12 protein-coding genes are annotated in these 14,447 nt (G+C 43.8%); 7 read left to right on the forward strand and 5 right to left on the reverse strand.

Annotation, left to right across the window (positions count from 1 at the left end; all coding sequences use genetic code 11):
- The 6 genes from lpxB (at window position 1) to tilS (ending at window position 8,879) form a co-directional block, all read left to right on the forward strand.
- Window positions 1-1,185, forward strand: coding sequence for a lipid-A-disaccharide synthase (lpxB, locus tag AC5JQI_RS03185; RefSeq protein WP_493913708.1), 1,185 nt, complete (start codon window positions 1-3; stop codon window positions 1,183-1,185).
- On the forward strand, window positions 1,185-1,775 hold the full coding sequence (gene rnhB / locus AC5JQI_RS03190) for a ribonuclease HII (RefSeq protein ID WP_237385878.1): 591 nt from the start codon (window positions 1,185-1,187) through the stop codon (window positions 1,773-1,775). Before lpxB ends, rnhB begins: the two co-directional genes overlap by 1 nt.
- Window positions 1,776-1,790: 15 nt before the next feature.
- Window positions 1,791-5,273, forward strand: coding sequence for a DNA polymerase III subunit alpha (gene dnaE, locus AC5JQI_RS03195; protein WP_493913709.1), 3,483 nt, complete (start codon window positions 1,791-1,793; stop codon window positions 5,271-5,273).
- A 12-nt stretch (window positions 5,274-5,285) separates the two neighbouring features.
- Window positions 5,286-6,245 (forward strand): acetyl-CoA carboxylase carboxyl transferase subunit alpha, encoded by a 960-nt coding sequence (gene accA / locus AC5JQI_RS03200; RefSeq protein ID WP_237385876.1) that lies wholly within the window; start codon window positions 5,286-5,288, stop codon window positions 6,243-6,245.
- Between the two features lie 333 nt (window positions 6,246-6,578).
- Complete coding sequence (locus AC5JQI_RS03205) at window positions 6,579-7,496, forward strand: DMT family transporter (protein WP_493913710.1); 918 nt, start codon at window positions 6,579-6,581, stop codon at window positions 7,494-7,496.
- A gap of 33 nt (window positions 7,497-7,529) precedes the next feature.
- Window positions 7,530-8,879, forward strand: a complete 1,350-nt coding sequence (gene tilS, locus AC5JQI_RS03210) for a tRNA lysidine(34) synthetase TilS (protein WP_493913711.1) — start codon at window positions 7,530-7,532, stop codon at window positions 8,877-8,879.
- A gap of 138 nt (window positions 8,880-9,017) precedes the next feature.
- Here tilS and rof read toward each other — a convergent pair whose 3' ends face one another.
- Window positions 9,018-9,287, reverse strand: coding sequence for a Rho-binding antiterminator (gene rof / locus AC5JQI_RS03215; protein WP_237385873.1), 270 nt, complete (start codon window positions 9,285-9,287; stop codon window positions 9,018-9,020).
- A gap of 321 nt (window positions 9,288-9,608) precedes the next feature.
- On the opposite strand from rof, the gene nlpE reads away from it, so the two are divergent.
- The gene (nlpE, locus tag AC5JQI_RS03220; RefSeq protein ID WP_493913712.1) at window positions 9,609-10,313 is read left to right on the forward strand and encodes an envelope stress response activation lipoprotein NlpE; all 705 of its coding nucleotides are present in this window, start codon (window positions 9,609-9,611) and stop codon (window positions 10,311-10,313) included.
- 89 nt (window positions 10,314-10,402) lie between these two features.
- Here nlpE and proS read toward each other — a convergent pair whose 3' ends face one another.
- From proS to AC5JQI_RS03240, 4 genes are all read right to left on the reverse strand, one after another.
- Window positions 10,403-12,124, reverse strand: a complete 1,722-nt coding sequence (gene proS / locus AC5JQI_RS03225; RefSeq protein ID WP_493913713.1) for a proline--tRNA ligase — start codon at window positions 12,122-12,124, stop codon at window positions 10,403-10,405.
- Window positions 12,125-12,237: 113 nt separating this feature from the next.
- Window positions 12,238-12,945, reverse strand: coding sequence for a tRNA (N6-threonylcarbamoyladenosine(37)-N6)-methyltransferase TrmO (gene tsaA, locus AC5JQI_RS03230; RefSeq protein WP_493913714.1), 708 nt, complete (start codon window positions 12,943-12,945; stop codon window positions 12,238-12,240).
- A gap of 32 nt (window positions 12,946-12,977) precedes the next feature.
- Entirely contained in the window at window positions 12,978-13,373 is a 396-nt protein-coding gene (gene rcsF, locus AC5JQI_RS03235; protein WP_493913715.1) for an Rcs stress response system protein RcsF, read from the reverse strand.
- Window positions 13,374-13,525: 152 nt separating this feature from the next.
- Window positions 13,526-14,341 carry a MetQ/NlpA family lipoprotein gene (locus AC5JQI_RS03240; RefSeq protein ID WP_237385868.1) on the reverse strand — a complete coding sequence of 272 codons (816 nt, stop codon included), beginning with the start codon at window positions 14,339-14,341 and terminating at the stop codon, window positions 13,526-13,528.
- Between the last annotated feature and the right edge of the window lie 106 nt (window positions 14,342-14,447).

Here is a 14,447-nt window from a genome sequence, read left to right on the forward strand (position 1 = left end):
ATGAAGGATGCTCCTTTGGCTACCATTTCTTCTATTAACAATCAGCGTCCGCTTACAATTGGTTTGGTTGCTGGAGAAACATCCGGCGATATTCTTGGGGCAGGGCTGATTCGCGCATTAAAAGCAAAAATTCCGGATGCCCGTTTTGTGGGTGTCGCCGGTCCTCTTATGCAGGCGGAAGGTTGTGAAGCCTGGTATGAAATGGAAGAGCTGGCTGTTATGGGAATTGTTGAAGTGCTTGGGCGCTTGCCCCATCTGTTGAAAATACGCAAAGATTTAACAGCACGCTTTACCGAGTTGAAGCCGGATGTATTTATTGGCATTGATGCGCCTGATTTTAACATTACTTTAGAAGGTCGGCTTAAACGCCAAGGGATCAAAACGATCCATTATGTCAGTCCATCGGTATGGGCGTGGCGTCAGAAACGGGTATTTAAAATCGGTCGGGCTACAGATTTGGTATTAGCATTTTTACCATTTGAAAAAGCATTTTACGATCAGTTTAACGTACCATGTCGGTTCATTGGCCATACTATGGCAGATGCGATGCCTCTGCGGACGGATAAAGCAGCCGCCAGAGAGGTTCTGGGAGTGCCGTTGGATAGTCATTGTCTGGCGATACTGCCCGGTAGCCGTCATGCTGAAGTAGAGATGCTGAGTGCTGATTTCTTAAAAACAGCACAATTATTGCGAGATGAATTACCAGACTTGCACGTATTGGTTCCTCTGGTAAATGCTAAACGACATGAACAGTTTCAGAAAATCAAAGATGAAATTGCGCCGAATTTACCCATTCACTTACTGGATGGTAAAGCCCGTGAGGCTATGATTGCCAGTGATGCTACTTTATTGGCATCCGGTACAGCAGCATTGGAGTGTATGTTAGCCAAAAGCCCAATGGTGGTGGGCTATAGAATGAAACCTTTTACATTCTGGCTGGCAAAACGTTTAGTGAAAACACCGTATGTTTCTCTACCTAACTTGCTGGCAGGGAAAGAATTAGTCAAAGAGTTATTACAGGATGAATGTGAACCTCAGGCATTGTCGGAGGCATTGTTACCTCTTCTGCAAGGTGGCAATGATGTGGAGGCGTTGAAAAAAACGTTTATGCATTTGCATGAAAGCATTCGCTGTGATGCCGATGAACAGGCTGCTCAAGCCGTTCTGGAATTAGCGAGAAGATAATGAATTTTGTTTATCCTCAGGCGAATTTGATTGCCGGTGTTGATGAAGTCGGGCGTGGCCCATTAGTAGGAGCCGTCGTTACGGCGGCGGTAATTCTTGATCCTGCTAAACCAATCACAGGCTTGATGGATTCGAAAAAACTCACGGAGAAACGCCGTGAAGCGTTGTACTTGGAAATTAAAGAAAAAGCACTGTGTTGGAGTCTTGGTCGGGCAGAGCCGGAAGAAATCGATCATCTCAATATTCTTCACGCTACGATGCTTGCCATGCAGCGGGCAGTGGCTGGTTTAGTCATCACGCCTGATTATGTGTTGATTGATGGCAACCGTTGTCCGGCATTAGCGATGCCAACGCAAGCGGTGGTTAAAGGTGATAGTCTGGTTGCCGAAATAAGTGCAGCTTCCATCCTTGCCAAAGTCACGCGTGACAGAGAAATGACAGAACTGGATAAACAGTTCCCTGATTACGGTTTTGCGAAACATAAAGGTTATCCGACGGCCTTACATCTCGAAAAGCTAGCTTTGCTTGGCGCCACGGAACATTACCGTAAAAGTTTTGCGCCGGTTAAACGAGCGTTAGGTCTTGGATAAAAATCTGGGCAGACTATGACAGAACCACGTTTTGTGCACTTACGTGTTCACAGCGACTATTCAATGATTGATGGCTTGGCTAAAACTGGTCCACTGGTGAAAAAGGTTGCCAGATTGGGTATGCCAGCTTTTGCGATTACAGATTTTACCAACCTGTGCGGGTTGGTGAAATTTTATGGCAGTGCCCACGGCGCTGGCATCAAGCCGATTGTTGGGGCTGATTTTTATGTGGAAAGCGATTTGTTGGGGGATGAGTATGCCCATCTGACGGTTCTTGCACGTAATAATGAAGGTTATCAAAATCTGGCCTTGTTGATCTCAGAGGCCTACCAAAAAGGCTATGGTGCAGTCGGGCCGACCATCAAACGGGAATGGCTGGAGAAATACAAAGTTGGCTTAATCCTGTTATCCGGTGGGCGCATGGGGGATGTAGGGAAATTCCTGCTGCGTGGTAATCGTGCGATGGTGGAGCAGTGCCTCAATTTTTACCAAGAACATTTCCCGGATAGCTATTACCTTGAACTAATCCGTACGGGTCGTCAGGATGAAGAAAACTATCTTCATGCGGCGGTGGAGCTAGCGGCAGAAAAAAACCTGCCCGTTGTGGCAACTAATGATGTCTGTTTTCTGGAAAGCGAAGACTTTGACGCGCATGAGATTAGAGTTGCCATCCATGACGGTTATACACTGGTTGATCCGAAACGTCCTAAAAATTACAGTTCTCAGCAATATCTGCGCAGTGAACAGGAGATGTGTGAGCTTTTCTCCGATATTCCTGAAGCACTGCAAAATAGCGTAGAAATTGCTAAACGCTGTAATATCACGATCCGTCTCGGTGAATATTTTCTTCCGCAGTTTCCAACGGGAGATATGAGCACGGAAGATTTTCTGGTTGAAAAATCCCAACAAGGTTTGGAAGAACGTCTGCAATTTCTTTATCCCGATCCGGAAATTCGGGCGCAAAAGCGGGCGGAATATGATGATCGTCTGGATATTGAGCTGAAAGTTATCAATCAGATGGGGTTCCCCGGTTACTTCCTGATCGTGATGGAGTTTATTAAATGGTCGAAAGATAACGGTGTTCCCGTAGGACCAGGGCGTGGCTCAGGTGCAGGCTCCTTAGTTGCTTACGCTTTAAAAATCACTGATCTCGATCCTCTGGAATTCGACCTGCTGTTCGAACGTTTCCTTAACCCTGAACGTGTATCCATGCCTGATTTTGACGTCGACTTCTGCATGGAGAAACGTGATCAGGTGATTGATCATGTAGCAGATATGTACGGGCGAGATGCGGTATCGCAGATCATTACCTTCGGTACAATGGCAGCAAAAGCGGTTATCCGTGATGTTGGGCGTGTATTGGGTCACCCGTACGGGTTTGTTGACCGGATATCAAAGCTGGTGCCGCCTGATCCCGGTATGACGCTGGAAAAAGCTTTTGCAGTGGAGCCGCAACTGCCTGAAATTTACGAAGCGGATGAAGAAGTCAAGGCGCTGATTGACATGGCGCGCAAGCTGGAAGGTGTTACCCGTAACGCCGGTAAACACGCCGGTGGTGTTGTTATTGCACCTACTAAAATCACTGACTTTGCGCCCATCTATTGCGATCCTGAAGGGCAAAATCCAGTTACCCAGTTTGATAAGAACGACGTGGAATACGCGGGCCTGGTTAAATTTGACTTCCTTGGCCTGAGAACCTTAACCATCATCAACTGGGCACTTGAGATGGCTAATGCGCGTCGTACCACGAAAGATCTGGAGCCTATCGATATTGCGGCCATTCCGCTGGATGATCAGCGAAGTTTCGATATGCTGCAACGCTCTGAAACCACAGCCGTATTTCAGCTCGAATCGCGTGGAATGAAAGATCTGATCAAGCGTCTGCGTCCTGACTGCTTTGAAGATATGATCGCATTGGTGGCATTGTTCCGCCCCGGGCCGTTGCAATCAGGCATGGTAGATAACTTTATTGACCGTAAACACGGACGGGAAGAGATTTCTTACCCTGATGTTGAATGGCAGCATGAGTCTCTGAAACCTGTATTGGAACCGACGTACGGCATCATTTTGTATCAGGAACAGGTGATGCAGATTGCGCAGGTCTTGGCTGGCTATACTCTCGGCGGCGCAGATATGCTTCGTCGTGCAATGGGTAAAAAAAAGCCCGAGGAGATGGCCAAGCAGCGTTCAGTATTTGAAGAGGGTTCGATAAAACAAGGGGTTGATGGCGAACTCTCGATGAAAATCTTCGATTTGGTGGAGAAATTCGCGGGTTATGGCTTCAACAAATCGCACTCCGCAGCATACGCGCTGGTTTCGTATCAGACTTTATGGCTGAAAGCCCACTATCCAGCAGAATTCATGGCAGCCGTAATGACGGCGGATATGGATAACACGGAAAAAGTCGTTGGTCTGGTGGATGAATGCTGGCGTATGGGGCTTAAAGTATTGCCGCCAGATATCAACAGTGGCTTGTATCATTTCCACGTCAATGACGAAGGTGAAATAGTTTACGGCATTGGTGCTATCAAGGGCGTGGGCGAAGGGCCAATTGAAGTCATGATTGAAGCGCGCAAGAAAGGAGGGCATTTCAAGGAACTCTTCGACTTGTGCGCACGGGTTGATATCAAAAAGATAAACCGCCGTGTGATGGAAAAGCTGATTATGTCTGGTGCTTTCGACAGACTGGGTCCACATCGTGCAGCGCTGATGTCTTCTCTGGAAGATGCATTAAAAGCAGCAGACCAACATGCCAAGGCTGAAGCCATTGGTCAAACAGACATGTTTGGTGTGTTAGCTGAAAAACCAGAACAGGTTGAACTTTCATATGCCAGCACACCGAAATGGCCTGATCAGGTTGTTCTGGATGGTGAACGGGAAACGCTGGGGCTGTATTTAACCGGTCACCCGATTACCGGCTATTTAAAAGAGATTGAACGATATACAAATGGGATGCGTCTAAAAGATGTGAACCCGACACCTCGTGGTCAGACAACGACTGTGGTAGGTTTGGTATTGGTTTCCAAGATACTGACGACCAAGCGCGGCAACCGGATTGGTATCAGTACGCTTGATGATCGCTCAGGACGGCTGGAAATCATGCTGTTTTCTGATGCATTGGAAAGATACCAGCATTTACTGGAACAGGACAAAATTTTGATTGCTACCGGGCAAGTCAGCTTTGATGACTTCAGCGGTGGGCTTAAAATGACGGTCCGCGAATTGATGGATATCAGTGAGGCACGTGAAAAATTTGCACGTGGTCTTGCTATATCTTTGTCAGACAGGCAAATTGATGAACAATTATTGAACCGTCTTCGTGGTGCATTGGAGCCACATCGTTCAGGGACGATACCGGTTCATCTTTATTACCAGCGGGTAGATGCCCGTGCCCGTTTACGATTCGGTGCAACATGGCGGGTAACACCAACGGATACCCTTTTGACAGATCTGCGAACTCTGCTGGGTAACGAGCAGGTAGAATTAGAATTTGACTAAAATAGGAACGTTATGAGTCTGAATTTTCTGAATTTTGAACAGCCGATTGCCGAGTTGGAAGCGAAAATTGATTCGCTCACCGCAGTTAGCCGTCAAGATGAAAAGCTAGATATAAATCTGGATGAAGAAGTCCAGCGTTTGCGGGAGAAAAGCGTCGAACTGACCCGCAAGATTTTTGCTGATTTGGGGGCATGGCAAATATCCCAGCTATCCCGTCATCCTCTTCGTCCCTATACGCTGGATTATATTAAGCTCATTTTTACTGACTTTGAAGAATTGTCTGGTGATCGTGCCTATGCTGATGACAAGGCGATAGTGGGTGGGTTGGCTCGCATTGATGGTCGTCCAGTCATGATTATTGGCCACCAGAAAGGGCGTGAAACAAAAGAGAAGATCCGTCGTAATTTTGGGATGCCATCACCAGAAGGTTATCGCAAAGCTTTGAGATTAATGGAAATGGCAGAGCGTTTCAAATTGCCAATCATTACTTTCATTGATACTCCTGGTGCGTACCCTGGCGTGGGCGCTGAGGAGCGTGGCCAGTCAGAGGCGATTGCCCGTAACCTGCGTGAAATGTCCCGTCTTTCTGTACCGATTATTTGTACTGTTATCGGTGAAGGTGGTTCCGGTGGTGCGTTGGCACTCAGTGTTGGTGATAAAATAAATATGCTGCAATACAGCACGTTTTCTACTATTTCCCCAGAGGGCTGCGCTTCTATCTTATGGAAGAGTGCTGATAAAGCACCATTGGCTGCTGAAGCGATGGGAAATACAGCTCCCCGACTGCTAGAATTGAAGCTGATTGATATGGTTATCCCAGAACCTTTAGGTGGGGCACACCGTAACTATGAGAAAGTGGCGGAATCATTGAAAACTCAATTGTTGGCTGATCTTGCAGAATTGAGTGAACTGAATGATGAAGAATTAGTGAATCGTCGTTATGAGCGCTTAATGCAATACGGTTACTGCTAATTTTTGAAAGTAAATTCTAAAGGCTGTTTTATTGATAACCATTTTTTATATACCCAATGGATTAATGGATTTCGAGATGCAGCTAACAAAGCTGTAAGTTGAAAGGCGACGGGTATAAATGCAATGCCATTTTCAATGGTGTTAATAACAGGTGGAAAGCGCTGAGGAGGCATAATTCTTCAGTATTTCCGCCTGTTTTATTATTTATGGGGGATGAAATTGTCACGCTTTATCCATCGGGTATTATTATTCCTGTTGATAGTAGGATGATGACAGTGGGATGATATAGGGTGCCTCATCGGCTAGACTTTAAAATAATAAATTGAGTTTTCTATGGCCAAATATAAATATATTATTTATGCATTTTCTTGTGTGTTTATCTGGAGTTTTATTCCTTCTATAGCGCGCTTTGGGCAGAAAGAGATGGATAACTTCCAGTATTTATTCTGGTCAAATGTCCTGTCAGTTTTAGCGGTATTTGTAGTTGCTCTTATCATAGGCAGAAGCTGGAAACAACTATTATATATCCCTTTCCCGGTTATGATTAAGGTGTCGATTTTAGGTGCTTTAGACTGCTTCTTCTATCTATTGCTGTACTATGGCTACTCCATTGAGAATGGTGTTGCTGTTTTGGTGATTCAATATAGTTGGCCGTTAATGATTATTGGATTATCGTTCTTTATATTCAAAGAAAGATTGTCAATCAGACAAATGATTGGTATTGCAATAGGATTCATGGCTGTCGTGATTACCTTCACAAAAGGTAATATTACGGAGATTGCAGTAGAGCACCCCCAAGCATTGCTGCTGGTATTTAGTGGGGCCTTCTGTTTTGCTCTGATGTCTGTATTATCGAGACAATTCGCTATTGATCCCTATATCAGTACGTTCTGGATGTTTGCTTTTTCCACATTAGTTTCTGCCGTGTTTGTATTAGCGTTCAGCAGCATCAACCTATCTGTTGGTGATTCACTGATACCAACGTTGCTTAACGGAATCATACTCAATGGAGTCTCTTACATCATTTGGTTCAAAGCGATGAGTAGCCCGGATTCCCATAAAATCGCATCAATACTATTTTTATCACCTATCTTATCCATGATGTGGATTATTCTGTTTTTTGGTGATGCATTTGTTCCTGCTTATATTATTGGTTTGGGTCTGGTTATCATCTCTGGAATGCTTTGTCTCAGAGTTAAGAAGAACAGTTCTGAGCTGAATGAGCTGCAAGATGATTTGGTTGAGGATTGATTTGGTAAACATGAAGAAAGGTTCAATTCCATAATGGCAAATACTTATGAGCCACTTCTGACGACACTGACAGAACAAATCGGGCAGCATAAAAAGATTTTGGTTGGTTTTAGCGGTGGGTTGGATTCCACCGTATTGCTGCATTTGCTGGTTCGCTTACGTGACGAATACCCGCAAACAGATCGTGATCTGATAGTGTTGAGGGCAATGCATATTCATCATGGTTTAAACGTCAAGGCGGATTTTTGGGTTGATCATTGCAGTCAGGTATGTGCTGATTGGAAAGTTGATTTTTGTACTGAAAAAGTGAATCTGGATATTCGCCAGAATGGTATTGAAGCCGCTGCTCGAGAGGCTCGATATCAATCTTTCCAGCAAGCATTACAGCAGGATGAGATTTTAATAACGGCACAACATCTTGATGATCAGGCTGAAACGTTTTTATTGGCATTGAAACGTGGGAGTGGCCCTGCGGGATTATCTTCTATGCCTTCTTGTATGCCATTTGCCAGAACGACATTAATCCGGCCATTGCTGAATGCCAGTCGTGCGGAGTTAGAAGAGTACGCACAGGAACAGGGATTGAAATGGGTTGAAGATGATAGCAACCAAGATGATCGCTATGATCGCAATTTTTTGCGCTTGCATATTATGCCGTTGCTTAATCAGCGTTGGTCTTATTTCCCACAAGCAGTTTCCCGCAGCGCCAGCTTGTGTGGGGAACAAGAGCAATTGCTGGATGAATTACTGAGCGAGTCATTAAGTTCATTGACCACATTGGAAGGTACGATATCTATCCCTCCTTTAGAAAGTTATTCAGAAGCTAAAAGAAATGCGTTGTTACGTCGCTGGTTCAATCAACGCGGTGTAAAAATGCCTGAGCGAGCCCAGCTTCAACGAATTTGGTCGGAAGTGGCGCTCGCTCGGCAAGATGCAGAGCCTCGCTTTAGATTAGGGCGATATGATATTCGCCGCTATCGGCAGCAACTTTGGCTGGTTCCCCAGCATCAGCTTTTGGCGGGTACTGTTCTTGAATGGGATATAGAACGGAAACTGGTATTGCCAGATGGTTTGGGAGCGTTAATATTTTCTGAAGAGAACGGCATTATAGTCAGGATGCCAGATAAAAATGAGAAAGTGACTATTCGTTTTGGTGTTCAAGGCAATATTAGCATTGTGGGGCGACAGCATTCCCGTCACAGTAAAAAATTGTGGCAGGAATTGGGCGTTGCACCTTGGCTCAGAGAGAGAACACCACTGCTCTATTATGATGAGAAACTGATTGCAGCATTGGGCGTTTTTGTCACGAAAGAAGGCCAGAGTCTGGCTGATGATATGGGACTTTCAGTGCAATGGAAGAAAATCTCGCCTCATGGTGAATGATGGGATTAACCGCTCATTAATATAAATCTGGATTACGGAAGCGTTTGATTTATAGTCAAAAATAAACTGTTTTTAGGGAAAAACCCTTATAATAAAAGGGTTTTTCCTGCGTCGGCGCGTTCTAGCCGTTATTTGTTATCATAATGAAGAGTGCTCAATAACAATCGTTCCAATTTCTGGATTGCTGAAACTGATAATGTGATCCAACCTTAATTCACGGGTTCCTTCATTTGACTCGACGAGAAGATATTCAACCTTTTTTCGTAAAATCAAGCTATTAGCTTTTCCTTCAAATACTTCATCACCTCGCAATTGAACATGTAAATACAGTTGACGTTGGCAAGCTAGCTCAAGGTTATCGTAATCGTCACAGTTAATTGGTTGATATTCTTTGTTATCTATAGACATATTTGCTCACCACTATGTTAGTGGCGGTGATTGTGCCGCCCGTGATTGACCAAATTCAAACACAAAAAATGCTATCTACGACTATAGCACAGTAAACTTTCTGTGATTACTGAATAAATCTGTGAAAATTTCCTCAATATTGGGATGCAGGTTAATCCTATGATTTTTATTGTGTAATGAAATGAAGCCATAATATTTGATTTTTCTCTCCGTGTATTTTGGAATACGGTAAAGTAACGTCAATCTTGTTACTTAACGCTCATGTTTTATAGATAGTGGACGTTATAAAAGTGGGTTATTTGTTGAATTTACTGGATCAAAATGATGATGAATAAAAAAATATTGCTTGCATTGCTAACTGTAGGGGTATTCACAGCGGTTGGTTGCCAGAACTATCCTGTGTTACAGGATAGTTCTGGCACACAAAACAACACTGCCTCTCTTGGTACGATTTTGCCAACTGAGAAAGTGTTTAACGGAGTTGTACCTTGCGCAGATTGCTCAGGTATTGAGACCACCTTACAACTTGGTAAAGATGGGGCATATATATTAGGGCAGACTTATCTGGAAGCCAAAAGTGAGGAAAATACTTTCTTTGATACCGGAAATTGGGTAATACAGGGGAAAAAGGTCGTTTTGACTAATCAAGATGGTAAAAAATCTTATTATCAGATAAAGGACGATAATCTGGTCATGCTGGATATCAATGGCCAGCCAATCCAATCACAATTTAATTATGAATTAGAAAAGGTCATTCCAAAAAAACTCGTTGGAGAATATAGCTATTTTGCTGATTCTGCAATTTTTACCGAATGTCGTACTGGCAAACTCTATGATGCTTCTGAAAATATCGACTTGGAGCGTGGCTACAGTAAGACAAGAATAGAAGCAGGGATTCCGGCTTATGTGGAAATAGAAGGCTACTATACACTTCGTCCTTCAATGGAAGACGGATTATTTGATAATGCTGTGATCCAAACAGGTAAAATCCGCTTTGATAAGAAAGCTTCTTGTACTAAGAATTAGTAAACAATAAGTTATAACCTTACGTATAAAAAACCTGCGCCATGAGTACGCAGGTTTTTGTCAATCTGAGTTAATATTCTCAAACAAGATTAAGCTTGCTGAATTTGCCCTTTCAGGAATTCAACAATGTTTTCCAGTTTCAGCATCTGCTTATCACCAGTACGGCGGGATTTATATTCAATTTCATCGTTGTCCAGATTGCGATCACCGATGACCAGAGTATGTGGTACGCCGATCAGCTCCATATCAGCAAACATAACTCCCGGGCGTTCTTTACGATCATCAAAAATCACATCAATACCGTTGGTACGTAAGTCAGCATACAGTTTCTCAGTAACTTCTTTCACCCGGTAAGATTTGTGCATGTTCATTGGCAGAATTGCTACTTGGAACGGAGCAATAGCACTTGGCCAGATAATGCCACGATCGTCGTGGTTCTGTTCGATGGCAGCAGCAACGATACGGGTTACACCGATACCATAACACCCCATAGTGACAACTTGATTATGGCCATCCTCGTTTTGTACGGTTGCTTTCAGCGCTTCGGAGTATTTAGTACCTAGCTGGAAGATATGCCCCACTTCAATACCACGTTTGATTAACAGTGTTCCTTTACCGTCTGGGCTGGTATCACCTTCAATGACATTACGGATATCTGCAATTTCTGGCAGAGCTAAGTCACGCTCCCAGTTAATACCGAAGTAATGTTTGTCATCGATATTGGCACCGGCACCGAAATCACTCATGACGGATACACTACGGTCAATAATAACAGGCATAGGCAGGTTTACTGGGCCTAAAGAGCCTGGGCCAGCTTTCACAATGGCACGAATTTCTTCTTCAGTAGCGAAATTCAGCGGGCTGGCTACCAAAGGCAATTTTTCTGCTTTTATTTCGTTCAGTTCATGGTCACCACGTACCAACAGAGCAACCAATTTGTGTCCGCTTTCTTCTGTGGCGTGAACGATCAAAGTCTTGACGGTTTTCTCAATCGGCAAGTTGAATTGTTCAACCAGTTCAGCAATAGTTTTTGCGTTTGGTGTATCGACCAGACGCATTTCTTCCGATGGAGCCGCACGCTCATGAGATGGCATGATAGCTTCTGCCAATTCGATATTAGCTGCGTAGTTAGATTCGGTAGAGAACACGATATCATCTTCACCGCTGGCTGCCAGAACTTGGAATTCGTGGGAAGCACTTCCACCGATTGAACCGGTATCTGCCAGAACCGCGCGGAAATCCAGCCCGATACGGGTAAAGATTTTGCTGTAGGCATCGTACATTTTGTCGTAAGTCTCTTGCAGAGACTCTTGGCTAGTATGGAAAGAGTAAGCATCTTTCATAATGAATTCACGTGAACGCATAACGCCAAAGCGTGGACGAACTTCGTCACGGAATTTGGTCTGGATCTGGAACAAATTCAATGGAAGCTGTTTGTATGAAGTGATTTCGTTGCGAACCAAATCAGTGATAACTTCTTCATGAGTTGGTCCCAAAACAAAAGGACGCTCACCACGATCAACAAAACGAAGTAATTCAGCACCATATTGTTCCCAACGACCGCTTTCCTGCCACAAATCTGCTGGCTGAACTACCGGCATGGAAACCTCAACCGCTCCCGCATTATTCATCTCTTCACGAACAATGTTTTCAACTTTTTTCAATACGCGGACACCTGTCGGCATCCAGTTGTAAAGACCTGAAGCGAGTTTACGGATCATTCCGGCACGAAGCATCAGTTTATGACTGACTACTTCTGCATCAGCAGGCGTCTCTTTTAAAGTAGAGAGCAGATATTGGCTAGTACGCATAGTAAGTTTCCATTGGATAGCAAATTGCTTCTGGGCGGCAAGATATGCCGCCCAACCCAGAAAATAAAATAAACCGCTAGTTTACCAGTGAGGTTACGATGTCCAAAGGGGTTTTAACGGAGTTCGATAGAAATCACTTCTGTCATGGTGCCATGAACTAGCCAACGAACATTGAAATCCAAGAGATGAACTGCGTATATTCTGTTCTCTTTTTCTTTCTTGCGATAGGCAGGACGAGGGTCCTGAGCCAATACTTGGCTGATAAAACGTTTCAAATGAGGATGAGCGGCCTGATGGGATAAAAGCTGGCATTCTGCTTCCGGAGAGAAGTAAATGTCCATGTTTGCATCTGGTGCATCTTGAGCAAAACCAGCCTTGGCTTCTGAGCGTGATTCAGCGAAAGGCAGGTAGGGTTTGATATCGATCACTGGGGTGCCATCTACCAAATCTAAGCTACCAAGCTCAAGAATGACACTATTGTTCTTGCATTGAATACCTTTCAATTCCACCAATGACATACCAATTGGATTGGGGCGGAAGGTTGAACGGGTAGCAAATACACCCATTTTAGTATTTCCTCCCAAACGGGGTGGGCGTACTAATGAATTCCAACCTCCATTCATGGTTTGGTGAAAAACGAAAATAATCCATAAATGACTGAACTGTTCCAGCCCGCGTACAGCATCAACCTGATTATAGGGAGTAAGTAGTTCTAGCTGCCCCGTTCCATCTTCCACCAAACCCGGTTGACGGGGAATGGCAAACTTCTCTTTATAGGGAGAATGAATGGTGCCTATTTGTGTAAAATGGAAATCTGCCATGGGTGTTTTGGATAATAATGATTCGGTAATAATTATTTATTGTTTATCGACAGTGCTGAACCTTCACAAATGGCCATTTGGTAGCAGCCCTGACCAGATAAAAGTGCACATTGATGAAGTAAGACGGCATTAGCGTTCAGACTGGCTGCTTTTGCCAGCATATTTTGTCGTGCAGTTGCGATACTGGCTGGACGATCTTGCAGTGTATTTCGGCAGGACTCACCGGACACAACACCTAAATCTTTAAATGGTGAACCTAAAAGCTCATCTGTTTTGGTGTACAGGCGAACGTAAGAGGACGCCTTATTTTGCTTGTCTGACTGATGTTTCAACTTCGAATCCGGCATGTCAGCCTTATTGGTTTTAGTTGGTAATGAAGTACACCCAACTATAAAGAGAGCCATGAAACAGATAGATAACACACGCATCAAGTTGAATCCTTATATTGATAGAGCCAGTAATTGAGTGGGTGCTGGAGTCTGAAACTACGATGAAAGCGCTTGCTGTCCCCCAATAAAAATAGGCGGATATAAAAATACCCGCCTGATAATTTTAATCTCAATTAACTGAATATGAAAGATTACCAGCCTTTTATTGCTCCGCCTTTGAAGACTTTATGTGCTTCTTGCTCTACTTCTGGTGATTGGAATGCTTTCACGAATTTTTGCACATTTTCAGCATCTTTGTTGTCTTCACGGCTAACGATGATATTCACGTAAGGTGAATCTTTATCCTCAACGAAGATACCATCTTGTTCTGGCGTTAAACCAATCTGCCCTGCATAGGTATTATTGATGAGAGCCAGAGCAATCTTCTGATCATCCAAAGAGCGAGGCAGCTGCGGTGCTTCCAGTTGAACGATATCTAATTGCTTAGGATTGCTGGTAATGTCCAGAATCGTAGGCAGCAAACCAACGCCATCTTTCAACGTGATTAGACCATGTTTTTGCAGTAACAGTAGTGAGCGGCCCTGATTGGTCGGATCGTTTGGTATGGCAATTTGGGAGCCATCTTTCAGCTCATCCAGTGATTTAATTTTCTTAGAATAAGCAGCCATTGGGTAGATAAAAGAGTTACCAACGATAGCCAATTTGTAGTTACGTTCTTTTACTTGCTGATCTAAGTACGGTTTATGCTGGAAGATATTTACATCAATATCTCCCTTGCTCAGTGATTCATTTGGCAGAACATAGTCATTGAATGTCGTCAGCTCAACATCAAGGCCATATTTATCTTTAGCTATTTGTTTGGCAACTTCAGCAACTTTTAATTCTGGTCCAACAATAACACCAACTTTAATGTGATTTGGGTCTCTTTGCTCTTGACCACAGCCTGCAAGAACCAATGTGCCTAATAATGCGCCTATTACAGCAATGGATTTCAATTTCACTGACATATTTTTACCCCTATTGAATACTGATTTATAACCTGTCTTATCAAGTTACTACGTACTGCTATAGTGAGGCTTTAGAATATAAGCCCTGTTTTTAATAGGTGCTGTT

This window comes from Xenorhabdus sp. XBWT (assembly GCF_059072735.1).

Bases quoted from the DNA above. Each gene is read 5' to 3' on its own strand.
- lpxB (WP_493913708.1), top strand. From the start codon at position 1: ATGAAGGATGCTCCTTTGGCTACCATTTCTTCTATTAACAATCAGCGT.
- rnhB (WP_237385878.1), top strand. From the start codon at position 1,185: ATGAATTTTGTTTATCCTCAGGCGAATTTGATTGCCGGTGTTGATGAA.
- dnaE (WP_493913709.1), top strand. From the start codon at position 1,791: ATGACAGAACCACGTTTTGTGCACTTACGTGTTCACAGCGACTATTCA.
- accA (WP_237385876.1), top strand. From the start codon at position 5,286: ATGAGTCTGAATTTTCTGAATTTTGAACAGCCGATTGCCGAGTTGGAA.
- AC5JQI_RS03205 (WP_493913710.1), top strand. From the start codon at position 6,579: ATGGCCAAATATAAATATATTATTTATGCATTTTCTTGTGTGTTTATC.
- tilS (WP_493913711.1), top strand. From the start codon at position 7,530: ATGGCAAATACTTATGAGCCACTTCTGACGACACTGACAGAACAAATC.
- rof (WP_237385873.1), bottom strand. From the start codon at position 9,287: ATGTCTATAGATAACAAAGAATATCAACCAATTAACTGTGACGATTAC.
- nlpE (WP_493913712.1), top strand. From the start codon at position 9,609: ATGATGATGAATAAAAAAATATTGCTTGCATTGCTAACTGTAGGGGTA.
- proS (WP_493913713.1), bottom strand. From the start codon at position 12,124: ATGCGTACTAGCCAATATCTGCTCTCTACTTTAAAAGAGACGCCTGCT.
- tsaA (WP_493913714.1), bottom strand. From the start codon at position 12,945: ATGGCAGATTTCCATTTTACACAAATAGGCACCATTCATTCTCCCTAT.
- rcsF (WP_493913715.1), bottom strand. From the start codon at position 13,373: ATGCGTGTGTTATCTATCTGTTTCATGGCTCTCTTTATAGTTGGGTGT.
- AC5JQI_RS03240 (WP_237385868.1), bottom strand. From the start codon at position 14,341: ATGTCAGTGAAATTGAAATCCATTGCTGTAATAGGCGCATTATTAGGC.